Here is a 14,642-nt window from a genome sequence, read left to right as displayed (position 1 = left end):
TTCCCTCAATTGCCCTCGAAGACCGGCGTCTGTTTGGCGACGAAGGCCCGATAGGCCCGCTCGAAATCGCGCGTGGTCATGCAGATGGCCTGGGCCTGCGCCTCGGCCTCGATCGCCTGATCCAACCCCATGGTCCATTCCTGCAACAGCTGCGTCTTGGTGATGCCATGCGCCCAGACAGGCCCCGCCGCGATGCTTCGCGCCAGATCCATCGCCGCGGCAAAGACGTCGTCATGCAGGCTGTTCCAGAACCCCCACCGCTCGCCCTCCTCGGCGCGCAGCACGCGGCCCGTATACAGCAGCTCCGCCGCCCGCCCCTGACCCACGATCCGCGGCAGCATCGCGCAGGCGCCCATGTCGCAACCCGCCAGCCCCACCTTGGTGAACAGGAACGCAGCCTTGGCCGAGGGCGCGGCCAGTCGCAGGTCGCTGGCCATGGCCATGATCGCGCCCGCGCCCACGCAGATCCCCTCGACCGCGGCGATCACCGGCTTGCCGCAATGGATCATCGCGCGCACCAGCTCCCCGGTCATGCGGGTGAAGGCCAGAAGCTGCGGCATCTCCATGCCGACCAGCGGGCCGATGATCTCGTGCACGTCGCCGCCCGAACAGAAATTGCCGCCATTGGAGGCCAGCACCACCACATCCACGTCCGACGCATGGGCCAGCTGCCGAAAGCAGGCGCCCAGTTCGGCATAGCTGTCGAACGTCAGGGGGTTCTTGCGCTCGGGGCGGTTCAGGCGGATCACCGCGATGCGGTCCGTGACCTCCCACAGGAAATGTTCGGGCGCCAGATCGGCCATGGGGACGGGTTTCATTCGGGCCTCCCGGCGCGGGACAGGATGTCGCGCAGCGCCTCCAGATCGGTTTCGGACAATCGGCCCAGGATCGCGTCGACCTCGGCCTCATGGCCCAGGGCCATGATCTCGAACGCCTCCAGGCCTTCGGGCGTCAGGCGCACGCGAATGCGGCGTCGGTCGCCGTTCTCGGCCTCGCGGCGGACCATGCCGTCGGCCTCCAGTCGGTCGACGACCGCCGTGGCATTGCCGTTCGACACCAGCAGCAGGCGCGACAACTCGGACATGGTCACGCCCTCGCGCCTGCGCCACAGCGCCGCCATCACGTCGAAGCGGGGCAGGGTCGTGCCATGCGCGCGGCGCAGATAGTCGCGCAGATGGTTCTCGGCCCCCCGCGTCACGCCCAGAAGGCGGATCCAGGTCTTCAGCCGCCGCTTGGACAGGTCGGTCATGCGCTCTCGCCTCCGTCCAGGACGATGGCCTGGCCGTTCACCCCCGCCGCCGCGTCCGAGGCCAACCACAGCGCCGCGCCGGTCACCTCGGCGGGCGCGATCAGGCGGCCCTGCGGGTTGCGGGCGGTCAGCGCAGCCAGTGCCGCGTCGCGGTCGCGCCCCGTCTTGGCCATGATCCCGTCCAGCGTGCGGCCGGTCATCTCGGTGTCCAGATAGCTGGGGCAGATGGCGTTGGCGGTGATCTGTTTGGCAGCCACCTCCAGCGCGATCGACCGCACCAGCCCCATCACCCCATGCTTGCTGGCCGCATAGGCCGAGGCATAGGCCGCCCCCCGCAGCCCCGCCGCCGAGGATACCGCAATCAACCGCCCCCCCGGTCCCATCTGCGACAGCGCCTGCCGAAAGGTCAGGAAGACCCCCGTCAGGTTGACCGCCATGATGCGGCTGAACTGGTCCAGAGTGGTGCGAGCAAAGGGCGCGGCCTCGGCGATGCCGGCATTGGCGATGACCACCTGGCAGGGGCCGGCCGCATCGAAGATGCGCCGCACCTGATCCTCGTCGCTGACATCGCCCGGCACGGCGCGGATCAACCCGCCCGCCACGGCCTCCAGTTTCGCGGTGTCGCGGCCGGTGATGACGACCTCATGACCTTGGGCGGCAAAGGCCCGGGCCATGTCGGCGCCGGTGCCGCTGCCGCCGCCGGTGATCAGGACGCGGGTCATGCGCGGATCTCCTCGGCCTGCTTGGCGGCCAGTCGCCGCGCCTGATCGCGGCCCGCGTGATAGGGCAGGGGCCAGTCCGCCCCGTCGCCAAGCGCCGTCGCCGCATGCAGCGTCCAATAGGGATCGGCCAGATGCGGTCGCCCGATGGCCACCAGATCGGCGCGCCCGGCCAGCAGGATGCCGTTGGCCTGATCTGCATCGGTGATGTTGCCCACCGCCATCGTGGCCAGCCCCGCCTGGTTGCGGATGCGGTCCGAGAACGGCGTCTGGAACATCCGCCCATAGACCGGCCGCGCCTCGGGCGTCGTCTGCCCGGCCGACACGTCGATGATATCCGCCCCCGCCGCATGGAAGGCCTGCGCGATGGCGACCGATTCGTCAGGCGTCACGCCGTCCTCGGTCCAGTCCGTGGCCGAGATGCGCACCGACATCGGCCTGTCTTGGGGCCAGACGGCGCGCATGGCGGTGAACACCTCCAACGGCCAGCGCAGGCGGTTCTCCAGGCTGCCGCCATAATCATCCGTGCGCCGGTTCGACACCGGCGACAGGAAGCCCGACAGCAGATAGCCATGCGCCGCATGCAGCTCGATCATGTCGAAGCCCGCGGCATCCGCCATGCGGGTCGCGGCCACGAACTGTTCGGTCACTGCCTCCATATCAGCGCGGGTCATCTCCTGCGGCACGGCATTGTCGTCGGACCACGGCAGGGCGGAGGCCGCCATGATCGGCCAGTTGCCCTCCGCCAGCGGCTGGTCCATCCCCTCCCACCCGATGCGGGTGGAGCCCTTGCGGCCCGAATGGCCGATCTGGCAGCAGATCCTGGCATCCGTCTCGGCATGGATGAAATCGGTGATCCGCCGCCAGGCCGCCTGATGCTCGGGCGCGTAGAGGCCCGGACAGCCCGGCGTGATGCGGCCTTCGGGGCTGACACAGGTCATCTCGGTAAAGACCAGGCCCGCGCCGCCCTTGGCGCGTTCGCCGTAATGGACCAGGTGCCAGTCGGTCGGGCAGCCGTCCTGCGCCTTGTACTGCGCCATGGGCGAGACGACGATGCGGTTCTTCAGCGCCATGTCGCGCAGGCGGAAGGGCGCGAAGATCGGCGCGCGGCCCGGCTGGCCGCCGGCCTGCCGTTGGAACCAGTCCTCGGCCTCGCGCACCCAACCCGGGTCGCGCAGGCGCAGGTTCTCATGGCCGATGCGCTGGCTGCGGGTCAGCAGGGAATAGGTGAACTGGATCGGGTCCAGGTCCAGGTAACGCTCGACCTCCTCGAACCATTCCAGGCTGTTTCGGGCGGCCGATTGCAGGCGCAGAACCTCGACGCGCCGCTCCTCCTGATAGCGTTCGAAGGCGCGGGGCAGGTCGGGTTCGGAATGCAGGTAATCGGCCAGCGCGATGGCGCTGTCCAAGGCCAGCCGCGTGCCGGACCCGATCGAGAAATGCCCCGTCGCCGCCGCATCGCCCATCAGCACCACATTCTCATGATACCAGCGGTCGCAGATGACGCGGGGAAAGTTCATCCAGACGGCCGAGCCGCGCAAATGCGCCGCGTTCGACATCAGGTCATGCCCGCCCAGATGGTCCTTGAAGACGTCGCGGCAGGTCTCGACGATCTGCTCTTTCGTCATGCCCTCGAAGCCCATCGCGTCCCAGGTCTCCTGCGAACATTCCACGATGAAGGTCGCGGTGTCGGCGTCGAAGGAATAGACATGCGCCCATAGCCAGCCCTGCGGCCTCTTTTCGAAGATGAAGGTGAAGGCGTCGTCGAATTTCTGTTTCGTGCCCAGCCAGACGAACTTGCAGCGGCGCATGTCGATGTCGGGGCGGAACACGTCCGCATATTCCGTGCGGACCTTGCTGTTCAGCCCGTCGCAGGCGACGACCAGGTCATAGTCGTGGCGATAGGTTTCGGCGGTCTGGAACTCGGTCTGGAATTGCAGGGTGACGCCCAGCTCCCGGGCCCGCTCCTGCAGCAGGATCAGCAGCTGCCGCCGCCCGATCCCCGCGAAACCATGCCCGCCCGAGACCTGCCGGTGGCCGTCGCGGATGACGGCGATGTCGTCCCAATAGATGAAATGGTCGCGGATCGCCTGGGCCGAGGGCGGGTCGTTGCGTTCCAGCCGCGACAGGGCGTCGTCGGAGAGCACCACGCCCCATCCGAAGGTGTCGCCTGCGCCGTTGCGCTCCAGCACGGTCACGTCATGCGACGGATCGCGCAGCTTCATCGAGATCGCGAAGTAAAGGCCCGCAGGCCCGCCACCCAGACAGAGAATCTTCATCCCGTGCCACCTCCTGCGCTGCAGGCTGGCACGGGTCCGAAATCATTTCAAGCTTGAAACTTCTCTGGCGATGGAGGCTGCGATCATCGCGGGCACTTCGGGCGCGAGGCCCACCGGGTCCAGACGCGGGCCGGTGAAGCCCGCCTGATCCAGCGCCTGCGGCAGGTCGTCCAGCACATGCTCCGCGCGCAGCGCGAACATCGGCAGGCTGATGGCACGATCCAAGCCGCGGGCGGCGTCGGCGATGAAGGGCTCCTGTTCGACGAAGCCCGCGACGACGCGGGCGAAATGCGGCGCGATGCGGGCGGCCAGTGCCATGGTGATGTCGTGGCTAGCCTGCCCACGCTGCGATCCATGCGCGGAGAGGAGCAGGGTCGTATCTGACAGCGCCCAGCCCTGGGCGTCCGCCGCCTGGCGCGCCTTTTCGACGACCAGCGCGTCGAGGCCGGGATCGGTGCCGAAGGGGCGCATGATATGCGCGCCCGGTGCGCCGGCCTGGGTCAGGCGGCGGGGCAGTTCGACGCCGGTGAACCAGCCCTCGGCCATGAACATCGGATAGATGATGCAGTCGCTGCGGCAGGTGCGGGGCAGGGCGTCGGGGTCGGCGAGCGTCGCGCCCAGGACCTCGACGCCGGGGGCGTGGGCCGCGACCTGGGCGGCCAGCGCCTCGATGGCGGCCTGCTGGGGTGCGGGGTCGCCGGGCTGGCCATGCGAGACGATGACGGCGCGCGACAGGGTCTGCGGCTGATCGGCGTCATGGAAATACTGGGCCAACGCCTCGGGCATGGGGAATTCGGCCAGGGCGCGGGCGCGGGCCTCGGCCGACATCTTGCGGGCGGTCTTCTCGATGATGCGGGGGATCTTGTGGTCGGGCTGTTCGGCCATGAAATCGCCCAGATACCAGCGGATGAAGGTGAAGCAGATCACGTCCTCCAGCGCCTGCACCTGGGGGTCGCGCTTGAGGCCCTGTTTGGTCAGCATCTTGCGGGCGCGGTCGATGTCATCGGCGTCATAGCCCGCATCGGCCATGATGCCGGCGATGCGATCCGCGTGACGGCGGCCCTGTTCCTGGCGCCAGGCCAGATAGCCGGGGCGGTTCATCGGATAGTCGGCCCGCGGCAGCAGCCAGCGTTCGACATGCTGGCCGCGGCAGGCGATGCGCAGAACGTCGTCGGCGTCTGGGAACAGGCGCTGCTGTTCCGCCGTCATGCGCTGGCCATAGAGGAGGTTCGCAGGCTTGCCGTCGTCCAGGTTCGGGTCCTGGGCATTGGCGGCATCAATGGCGGTGAAGGCATGGTCGAGGCGGGTCATCGCGGGCTCCGGCTGGTTCGGGGGGAGTGTGCGCGGGGCGCGCGCGGGTGGCAAGCGGGCAGGGGGGCGCTGCCCCCCGTCCTGTGGACTCCCCCCGGGGTATTTGGGCAAAGGAGAAATCTCAGGGCAGGGCGAAGAGGTCGGGGATGTCCCGACGGTCGCCCAGAAGGATCTGTGCGGTCAGGTCGGCGATCAGCGGGGCCATGCCGAAGCCGATCTTAAAGCCGCCATTGACGATCAGGTGGCCGGGGCGGCCGGGCCACGGGGCCAGCACCGGCGCGCGCGAGCGGGCGCGGGGGCGCAGGCCGGCCCAGATGTCGAGGACGGGTGCATCGGCCAGCGCCGGGCAGATCGCGACGGCGCGGGCCAGCAGGTCCTGGGCCTGATGGTCGGGGTGTACGGTGTCGTAGGTGTTTTCCGAGGTCGAGCCTATGGCCGTGGTGCCGTCCGCATGGGGCACGATATGCAGCCCGTCGGCAAAGATTTGAGGGCTGTCAGGGGCGGCGTGGGAGAGGAGCAACGACTGACCCTTGACCCCTTGGCCGATCTTGCGGTCCAGCGCGCTGTTCAGCGCCACAAGTCCCGGCGTGCCCGTGGCCCAGATCGTGGGGGTGTGGCCATCGGGGGCCGGCGTATGTTCATGGATCTGGCCGCCCCCGGCGCGGATCGCAGCGGCCAGGGCCTGCAGGGCGGCGCGGGGGTTCAGGCGGGCCGTCAGCCCGTCGGTCAGCCACAGGCCGGTGGGGCTGGGCGGGATCAGCGGGCCGTGCGGATCGCGGGTCAGCGCCATGCCCATGGCAGCAGGCCACTGGCGCGCGGCGGCCGCGATGCGGTCGGGCAGGCGGGCGGCGGTATCCATGTCGGGAACGGGTTGCAGGCGGCAGGTGCGGGCGTAACCCGTAGGCAGGCGGGAGGCCTGTTCGACGCTGGCCCAGAAGGCGGGGGCGGCCAGAAGGCTGTCCAGCTGCAGCTGTTTCTTGATGTTCCAGGGGTCGGGCGCATGGGGGGCCAGGGCGCCCACATGGCCGCCCGAGGATCCTGCGCCGATGGTCGCGGCCTCGAACACGGTGACCTGCGCGCCGCGCTGGACCAGCGCCCAGGCACAGGCCAGCCCGAAGACGCCGGCCCCCGCCACATGGATCACCCTTGCCAAAGCCGCGTCCTTTCCCGACAGATGCGTCATGAGCGACCTAACCCATCCCCGCCCCGATGACGAGCCTGCGCTGGACTGGCGCGATGGGGGCGTTCCCGTGTCACAGCAGTTCGACGACCCCTATTTCAGCTTGGGCGGCGGGCTGGAGGAGACGCGGCACGTCTTCCTTGCAGGCAACGACCTGCCCGCACGGCTGAGGCCGGGGTTCCACGTGGCCGAGACGGGGTTCGGCACCGGTCTGAACGCATTGGCGCTGGCGCAGGTGGCGACGGTGCCCGTGCGGATGACCAGCTTCGAGGCCTTTCCGATGAGCCGCGCCCAGCTGGAGCAGGCGCATGCCGCCTTTCCCGACCTGTCGGCGCTGGCGGCGCAGCTGCGCGACGGATGGGGGCAGGGGGTGATCCGCGTGGGACAGGTCGCGCTGACCGTGGTCCTGGGCGATGTGCGCCGGACCTTGCCCGCGTGGCGGGACGCGGCGGATGCGTGGTTCCTGGACGGGTTCTCTCCGGCCAAGAACCCGCAGATGTGGGGCGCGGACGTGATGGCCGAGGTGGGCGCGCATACCGCGCCGGGGGGCACGTTCGCCACCTATACCGCCGCGGGCCATGTCCGCCAGGCGCTGTCGGATGCCGGGTTCGAGGTCCTCCGCAGCCCCGGTTTCGGGCGCAAGCGCCACATGAGCCGGGGGCGGCTGAGGACGTCGGACGGCTGAATCCGCGGTCCCGCACTGGCAATCGGGGCGGGCAGGGCCTATCTGCGGGACCGGACAGCTGTGCGCGAGGCGCGCCAAGGTCCCCGAACTCACCTACAGGAGAGGCGCATGGGCGCGATCATCGACATCGACCACCTGTCCAAGGAATATGGCAGCGGCACCAAGGCGCTGGACGACGTGACCCTGTCCATCGACGAGGGAGAGATCATCGCCCTGCTGGGCCCCAACGGGGCGGGCAAGACCACGCTGATTTCGATCATCTGCGGGTTGGTGGTGCCGACCGGCGGCACGGTCCGCGTGGGCGGGCACGACATCCGCACCGACTGGCGCGCCGCGCGCAAGCTGATCGGCCTGGTCCCCCAGGAGATCGCGCTGGAACCGTTCGAGAAGGTCATCAACTGCGTCCGCTTCACCCGCGGGCTGTACGGCATGCCCCCGGACGAGGCCTATATCGAGCGCATCCTGCGGTCGCTGTCGCTGTGGGACAAGCGCGACGCCGCCACGCGGGAACTGTCGGGCGGCATGAAGCGCCGCGTGCTGATCGCCAAGGCGCTGTCGCACCAGCCCAAGGTGCTGTTCCTGGACGAACCCACGGCGGGCGTCGACGTCGCCCTGCGCCGCGAGATGTGGCAGGTCGTGGGCGATCTGCGCCGCGAGGGCGTGACGATCATCCTGACCACCCATTACCTGGAGGAGGCCGAGGAGATGGCCGACCGCATCGGCGTCATCGCCAAGGGCAGCCTGCTGCTGGTCAAGCCGACCAGCGAGCTGATGGGAGAGTTCGGCAAGAAGACCCTGTCGATCGAGCTGGACCAGCCTTTGGCCGCGATCCCCGGCGATCTGTCCGGGCGCGGGCTGTCGCTGTCGGATGACGGGCGGCGGCTGTCCTTCGAATACGACACGCGGGCCGAACGCACCGGCATCGCGCGCCTTCTGGGCGATCTGGCCGCGCGCGGCATCACCGTGCGCGACGTGTCCACGCGGCAATCCAGCCTCGAGGACGTCTTCCTTTCCCTGGTCTCCGAGGACGCGGCATGAGCATCAACTGGTTTGGCGTCTGGTCCATCTTTCACCACGAGATGATGCGGTTCTTCCGCACCATCTGGCAATCGCTGGCCTCGCCCGTTCTGTCCACGGTGCTGTACTTCGTCGTCTTCGGCGCGGCCATCGGCGGGCGCATCCAGTCGGTCGAGGGGGTCGAATACGCGGCCTTCATCGTGCCCGGCCTGATGATGCTGACCGTGCTGCAGCAGGCCGTCAGCAACGCAAGCTTCGGCATCTATTTTCCCAAGTTCAGCGGCACGATCTATGAATACCTGGTGTCGCCCGTCGGCTGGATCGAGGTGACGATGGGCTTCGTCGGCGCGGCGGCGGTCAAGTCGATCCTGATCGCGCTGGTGATCCTGCTGACCAGCTTCGTCTTCGTCGGCGTCCACATCCTGCACCCGTTCTGGATGGTGGCCTTCCTGGTCCTGTCGTCGATCGGCTTCAGCCTGCTGGGCTTCATCATCGGGCTGTGGGCCAAGTCGTTCGAACAGCTGCAGATCGTGCCGATGATGGTCATCATGCCGCTGGTCTTCCTGGGCGGCGCCTTCTATTCGGCCAGCATGCTGCCGCCCTTCTGGGAGGGCGTGGCCAAGCTGAACCCGGTCCTCTACCTGATCTCGGGGTTCCGCTGGTCGTTCTTCGGACTGGCCGACGTGCCGGTGGGGGTGTCGCTGGTGGCGGTGGGGATCATGGTCGTGATCTGCCTGGCCATCATCCGCTGGATCTTTGCCACCGGCTGGCGCCTGCGCGACTAGGGGCGCAGGCTGCCGCAGATCCGCGCCTGCGGGTCCAGGCGCACGTATTCGCGGGCCGAGATGATCTTCATCTCCATCGAGCGGTTCCAGCCCCCGAACCACCGCTCGCGGATGCCGCCACGATAGAAGTTGCCCATGATCTGATCGACATAGGGCGGGATGATCTGGGTGCCCTGGATGCGCGGCGCGTGAAACCCGATCCGCGCCTGCGGCCCCAGGCAGGCATTGGGCATCGTCGTCAGGATCGTGCAGGCCGACCGGCAATATCCGCGGATGCGCACCGTGCGGCCCGACGATGCCAGCTCCTGCCGGGTCTGCACCATCTCCAGCACGTTGCCGCCGCGGTTGTTCCACACGTCGATGAACTCTCCCGCGCGCTGGATGCCTTGCGGCTGCTGGGCCAAAGCGGGGGTCGCGACCGTCAGGGCGGCGGCAAGGATCAGGGCAAGGCGGCGGGGTTTCATCATGGCGACATCTGGTCCTTTTTTCGGGCGGTGGTGAAATCACGTTCCGGCGACGACGGGCATCGGGAACGCGCATTGCCGTGAACCGGTTGCCCGCGGGGGACGTTGGGCCCGCGAACCCATATCGGAGAAGCCTATGTTCCGCCTGCTCAAGCTGTTTGCCATCTTCAAGATGATCCGTCGTTTCATGGGCCGCCGCTGACCGCGGAACGGACTTTCCCCGCGATCCAGAATCGCTTATGTGCGGCGGATGCAGCAGAACCCGCCCGAACTTCGCCCCGACCTTGCGCGTGCGCGCATCCCGGATGACCGCCGTGACGGTCAGCCGACCATCGGCATGGTCAGCCTTGGCTGCCCCAAGGCCTTGGTGGACAGCGAACGCATCCTGACGCGCCTGCGGGCCGAAGGCTATGCGATCAGCGCCGATTACCATGGTGCGGATGCCGTGGTGGTCAACACCTGCGGGTTCCTGGACAGCGCCAAGGCCGAGAGCCTGGATGCCATCGGCGAGGCGCTGCGCGAGAATGGCCGCGTCATCGTCACAGGCTGCCTGGGGGCGGAACCGGATTACATCACCGGCGCGCATCCCAAGGTGCTGGCCGTGACCGGTCCGCATCAATATGAACAGGTGCTGGACGCGGTCCATGCCGCCGTGCCGCCGCAGCCCGATCCGTTCATCGACCTGCTGCCCGCCAGCGGGGTCAGCCTGACGCCGCGCCATTACAGCTATCTGAAGATCTCGGAAGGCTGCAATCACAAGTGCAAGTTCTGCATCATCCCCGACATGCGCGGCCGTCTGGTCAGCCGCCCGGCCCATGCGGTGGTGCGCGAGGCCGAGCGCCTGGTGCAGGCCGGGGTGCGGGAACTGCTGGTCATCAGCCAGGACACCAGCGCCTATGGGCTGGACCTGAAGCACGCGACCGACCGGGGGCACCGCGCCCACATCACCGATCTGGCGCGCGATCTGGGCAGCCTTGGGGCCTGGGTGCGGCTGCATTACGTCTATCCCTATCCGCATGTGCGCGACCTGATCCCGCTGATGGCGGATGGCCTGGTGCTGCCCTATCTGGACATCCCGTTCCAGCACGCCCACCCCGACGTCCTGCGCCGCATGGCGCGCCCGGCGGCGGCGGCCAAGACCTTGGACGAGATCGCCGCCTGGCGCGACATCTGCCCCGACATCACCCTGCGCTCGACCTTCATCGTGGGCTATCCCGGGGAGACCGAGGCAGAGTTCCAGACCCTGCTGGACTGGCTGGACGAGGCGCAGCTGGACCGCGTAGGCGCGTTCCAGTACGAAAACGTCAAGGGCGCGCGGGCCAACGACCTGCCCGACCACGTGCCTGCCGAGGTCAAGCAGGACCGCTTTGCGCGGTTCATGGAGAAGGCCCAGGCCATCAGCGCCGCCAAGCTGGAGGCCAAGGTCGACCAGCGCATCCAGGTGATCGTCGACGAGGTCGACGAGCGCGGCGCCACCTGCCGCACCAAGGCCGACGCCCCCGAGATTGACGGAAACCTGTTCATCGACGAGGGGTTTGACGCCCTGTCGCCGGGCGATATTGTGACCGTGACGGTGGACGAGGCGGGTGATTATGACCTTTGGGGAACACTTGAGCGCTGACGCCCTGTCGCGCCTGGTCACCACGCTGACGATCAGCCCGGCCTTCGATCCCCAGGGCCAGCCCCGCAAGCCTGGAGCGCTGTGCATCGGTGCGCAGAAGGCCGGGACCAGCTGGCTGGCCCAGATGCTCGGCCAGCATCCGCAGGTCTGGATCCCGCCGTTCAAGGAGGTGCAGTATTTCAACCATCTGCACATCCCCGAACACCGCCGCTGGATCGCCTGGCATTACCGCAACAAGCCGCAGGAGATCCGCGACCGCCACAAGGCGCGCAAGGTCGAGCTGCAGCCCGAGCTGGACGCCTATCTGACGGCCATCACCAGCGGCAAGATGTTCCACAACCAGTGGTACAAGCGCGTCTTCGCCCCCGCGCCCGAACACGCGATGCCGATGGATTTCACCCCGGAATATTCCGGCCTGCCGGACGAGGGGGTGCAGGCGGTCCGCGACCTGCTGCCCAAGGCGCGCGTGATCTATCTGATCCGCCACCCCGTCGATCGCGCCATATCGCAGCTGCGCATGAACCTGCGCCGGGAAAAACGCGTGCCCGTGACCGAGGCCGACTGGCTGGCCGAGGTCGCGAACCCGGTCCTGGACGAACGCGGCGACTATGCCGCCTATCTGCCGCGCTGGCTTAGGCGCTATCCCGACATGCTGGTCCTGCCCTTCGGTCGGATCGCGCGCGCGCCGCACCGGGTGATGGACGCGGTCGAGGCGCATCTGGGGCTGGGCCCCTGCTTCTACGCCAACCTGACGCAGAAGGTGTTCGCAAATCCCGACGGCCCGATGCCGCCCCCCGCGGCCATCGCCGCGCTGGTGGCGCGCCTGGCCCCCCAGATGGACGCCCTGCGCGACATCATGGGCGGCGATTTCGTGGACGAGGTGCGCTGATCTTCCATCGGACGCCCGTTTCCCTTACAAAGCGGCAAATTCACAGGAGTTTCCGATGGCGTCCTATCAGTTCGTCTACCACATGGACGGCGTGTCCAAGACCTATCCCGGCGGCAAGAAGGTGTTTGAGAACATCAAGCTGAACTTCCTGCCGGGCGTCAAGATCGGCGTCGTCGGCGTCAACGGATCGGGCAAATCCAGCCTGATGCGCGTGATGGCCGGCATCGACAAGGATTTCACCGGAGAGGCCTGGGCCGCCAAGGGTGCGACCGTCGGCTATCTGCCGCAGGAGCCGCATCTGGACGAAAGCCTCGACGTGCGCGGCAACGTCATGCTGGGGGTCGCGGCCAAGCAGGCCAAGCTGGACCGCTATAACGAGCTGGCGATGAACTACTCGGACGAGACCGCCGAGGAGATGTCCGCCCTGCAGGACCAGATCGACGCCGAGAACCTGTGGGACCTGGACAGCCAGGTCGATGTCGCGATGGAGGCCCTGCGCTGCCCGCCCGACGACGCCGATGTCAGCACCCTGTCGGGTGGCGAACGCCGCCGAGTCGCGCTGTGCAAGCTGCTGCTTGAGGCGCCGGACATGTTGCTGCTGGACGAACCGACCAACCACCTGGACGCCGAGACCATCGCCTGGCTGCAGAAGCACCTGATCGAATACAAGGGCACGATCCTGATCGTCACCCACGACCGCTATTTCCTGGACGACATCACGACCTGGATCCTGGAGCTGGAGCGCGGCCGCGGCATCCCGCACGAGGGGAACTATTCCTCGTGGCTGGACGCCAAGGCCAAGCGCGTGGCGCAGGAGGCCCGCGAGGACAAGTCCAAGCAGAAGGTCCTTGAGAAGGAACTGGAATGGATCCGCGCCGGCGCCAAGGCCCGTCAGGCCAAGCAGAAGGCCCGCGTCAACGCCTATAACGAGATGGCCAACAAGACCGAGAAGGAGCGCATCACCAGCGCCCAGATCATCATCCCGAACGGCGAGCGCCTGGGCGGCAAGGTGATCGAGGTCATCGGCCTGAAGAAGGCGATGGGCGACAAGCTGCTGATCGAGAACCTGGACTTCACCATCCCGCCCGGCGGCATCGTCGGCGTGATCGGTCCGAACGGCGCGGGCAAGTCGACGCTGTTCCGCATGCTGACCGGCCAGGAGCAGCCCGACGAGGGCACGATCACCCTGGGCGAGACGGTGCAGCTGTCCTATGTCGACCAGTCGCGCGACGCGCTGGGCGACAACCACAACGTCTGGGAGGAGATCAGCGGCGGTGCCGAGCTGATCGCCCTGGGCGACGCGACGATGAACAGCCGCGCCTATTGCAGCGCCTTCAACTTCAAGGGCAGCGACCAGCAGAAGAAGGTCGGCACCCTGTCGGGCGGCGAACGCAACCGCGTGCACATGGCCAAGCTGCTGAAATCGGGCGGCAACGTGCTGCTGCTGGACGAACCGACCAACGACCTGGACGTCGAGACGCTGCAGGCGCTGGAGGCGGCGCTGGACGATTTCGCGGGCTGCGCGGTGATCATCAGCCACGACCGCTTTTTCCTGGACCGTCTGTGCACGCATATCCTGGCATTCGAGGGCGACGCGCATGTCGAATGGTTCGAAGGCAACTTCGAGGCCTATGAGGAGGACAAGATCCGCCGCCTGGGCCCTGATTCGGTGAACCCCAAGCGCGTGAAGTACAAGAAGTTCACGCGCTGATCGCACCTGTTGTGGCAATGAAAAAGGCGGCCCCCGCGGGGGCCGCCTTTCGCATTCGAACCGTTTCGATCAGAACCGGAACGAGGCGCGCACCTGCACCATGTCGGAATCGATGTCGAAACCCGACACGTCGTTGACGTCGTCGAAGTCCTGGCGGGTGTATTCCGCGCCCAGGGTCATGCGCTCGGTGACCTTGAAGTCGGCGCCGATGCCATAGGTGAAGGCGGTTTCGGACAGGTCGTCCGTTTCGACGTGCGCAGCGCCCAGAGAGACGTAGGGCATGAAGCGGCCCAGGTCATAGCCCGCGCGGCCGCGCAGCCGGACCAGGTCGCCTTCGCCGGCCTCGTCCAGGTCGATGCGGTTGTAGTCCAGCTCGCCGCCCAGGACGAACTGGCCGAAATCGCGGTTGTAGCCGCCGTGGACGCCGTAGGCATCGAAGTCCAGCGAGTCGGCGTCGCTCAGGTCGGCATCGCCCTGGCCGTACTGCAGACCGGCATAGAAGCCGGTCCAGTCGGACACGGGTGCCGCGACGGGGGCGACGACGGGTGCGGGGGCGGGCTCGACCACGGGGGCGACATAGCCGCCGGCATGGGCGGTGACGGCGAACAGGCTTGCGCCCAGGGTTGCGAATGCAAGTTTCATGATGGGGGTCCTTCTCAGTCTGATGACGGGGCAGACCTAACCGTCTGACCCTGCTGCCGAAAGGTTGACGCCCGGAATGCCCGTGGGCGG

The 14,642-nt window shown here is 67.8% G+C and carries 14 protein-coding genes; 6 read left to right on the top strand and 8 right to left on the bottom strand.

Features of this window, described 5'->3' with window-relative positions; all coding sequences use genetic code 11:
* Positions 1-5 precede the first annotated feature (5 nt).
* The 6 genes from PRL19_RS02905 to PRL19_RS02875 all read right to left on the bottom strand — a co-directional run bounded on the left by PRL19_RS02905 (position 6) and on the right by PRL19_RS02875 (position 6,711).
* Entirely contained in the window at positions 6-818 is an 813-nt protein-coding gene (locus PRL19_RS02905) for an enoyl-CoA hydratase family protein (protein ID WP_273743807.1), read from the bottom strand.
* Entirely contained in the window at positions 815-1,249 is a 435-nt protein-coding gene (locus tag PRL19_RS02900) for a MarR family winged helix-turn-helix transcriptional regulator (RefSeq protein ID WP_046001243.1), read from the bottom strand. Before PRL19_RS02900 ends, PRL19_RS02905 begins: the two co-directional genes overlap by 4 nt.
* Complete coding sequence (locus tag PRL19_RS02895; protein WP_273743806.1) at positions 1,246-1,971, bottom strand: SDR family NAD(P)-dependent oxidoreductase; 726 nt, start codon at positions 1,969-1,971, stop codon at positions 1,246-1,248. The genes PRL19_RS02900 and PRL19_RS02895 overlap by 4 nt, the downstream gene beginning before the upstream one ends.
* Positions 1,968-4,247 carry a bifunctional salicylyl-CoA 5-hydroxylase/oxidoreductase gene (locus PRL19_RS02890; RefSeq protein WP_273743805.1) on the bottom strand — a complete coding sequence of 760 codons (2,280 nt, stop codon included), beginning with the start codon at positions 4,245-4,247 and terminating at the stop codon, positions 1,968-1,970. Before PRL19_RS02890 ends, PRL19_RS02895 begins: the two co-directional genes overlap by 4 nt.
* 42 nt (positions 4,248-4,289) lie before the next feature.
* A complete protein-coding gene (locus tag PRL19_RS15720; protein WP_373945958.1) occupies positions 4,290-5,558 on the bottom strand; it encodes a DUF4202 family protein in 1,269 nt (422 codons plus the stop codon).
* A gap of 121 nt (positions 5,559-5,679) precedes the next feature.
* Complete coding sequence (locus PRL19_RS02875; RefSeq protein WP_273743804.1) at positions 5,680-6,711, bottom strand: NAD(P)/FAD-dependent oxidoreductase; 1,032 nt, start codon at positions 6,709-6,711, stop codon at positions 5,680-5,682.
* A gap of 28 nt (positions 6,712-6,739) precedes the next feature.
* On the opposite strand from PRL19_RS02875, the gene mnmC2 reads away from it, so the two are divergent.
* From mnmC2 to PRL19_RS02860, 3 genes are all read left to right on the top strand, one after another.
* On the top strand, positions 6,740-7,423 hold the full coding sequence (gene mnmC2 / locus PRL19_RS02870; RefSeq protein ID WP_148910904.1) for a tRNA (5-methylaminomethyl-2-thiouridine)(34)-methyltransferase MnmC2: 684 nt from the start codon (positions 6,740-6,742) through the stop codon (positions 7,421-7,423).
* A gap of 108 nt (positions 7,424-7,531) precedes the next feature.
* Entirely contained in the window at positions 7,532-8,461 is a 930-nt protein-coding gene (locus PRL19_RS02865) for an ABC transporter ATP-binding protein (protein WP_217845358.1), read from the top strand.
* A gap of 2 nt (positions 8,462-8,463) precedes the next feature.
* On the top strand, positions 8,464-9,225 hold the full coding sequence (locus tag PRL19_RS02860; protein ID WP_045983333.1) for an ABC transporter permease: 762 nt from the start codon (positions 8,464-8,466) through the stop codon (positions 9,223-9,225).
* On the opposite strand, the gene PRL19_RS02855 is transcribed toward PRL19_RS02860, so the two are convergent.
* Positions 9,222-9,692 (bottom strand): hypothetical protein, encoded by a 471-nt coding sequence (locus tag PRL19_RS02855; protein ID WP_239441348.1) that lies wholly within the window; start codon positions 9,690-9,692, stop codon positions 9,222-9,224. The two genes, PRL19_RS02860 and PRL19_RS02855, sit on opposite strands and share 4 nt — an antisense overlap.
* 247 nt (positions 9,693-9,939) lie before the next feature.
* Between PRL19_RS02855 and rimO the strand changes: the two genes are divergently transcribed.
* Genes rimO through ettA form a run of 3 tightly spaced genes read left to right on the top strand, consistent with a single transcriptional unit; the run spans position 9,940 to position 13,910 of the window.
* A complete protein-coding gene (gene rimO, locus PRL19_RS02850; protein ID WP_273743803.1) occupies positions 9,940-11,310 on the top strand; it encodes a 30S ribosomal protein S12 methylthiotransferase RimO in 1,371 nt (456 codons plus the stop codon).
* Positions 11,300-12,199, top strand: a complete 900-nt coding sequence (locus PRL19_RS02845; RefSeq protein WP_273743802.1) for a sulfotransferase family protein — start codon at positions 11,300-11,302, stop codon at positions 12,197-12,199. Before rimO ends, PRL19_RS02845 begins: the two co-directional genes overlap by 11 nt.
* Before the next feature lie 55 nt (positions 12,200-12,254).
* Positions 12,255-13,910 (top strand): energy-dependent translational throttle protein EttA, encoded by a 1,656-nt coding sequence (gene ettA / locus PRL19_RS02840; protein ID WP_045983314.1) that lies wholly within the window; start codon positions 12,255-12,257, stop codon positions 13,908-13,910.
* Positions 13,911-13,979: 69 nt separating this feature from the next.
* Here ettA and PRL19_RS02835 read toward each other — a convergent pair whose 3' ends face one another.
* The gene (locus PRL19_RS02835) at positions 13,980-14,552 is read right to left on the bottom strand and encodes an outer membrane protein (protein WP_046001250.1); all 573 of its coding nucleotides are present in this window, start codon (positions 14,550-14,552) and stop codon (positions 13,980-13,982) included.
* Between the last annotated feature and the right edge of the window lie 90 nt (positions 14,553-14,642).

The sequence above is a fragment of the Paracoccus marcusii genome (assembly GCF_028621715.1).
Classification (GTDB): Bacteria; Pseudomonadota; Alphaproteobacteria; order Rhodobacterales; family Rhodobacteraceae; genus Paracoccus; species Paracoccus marcusii.
The sequence above is the reverse complement of the archived record's forward strand: the minus strand, read 5'-3'. Positions and strand labels throughout refer to the sequence as shown.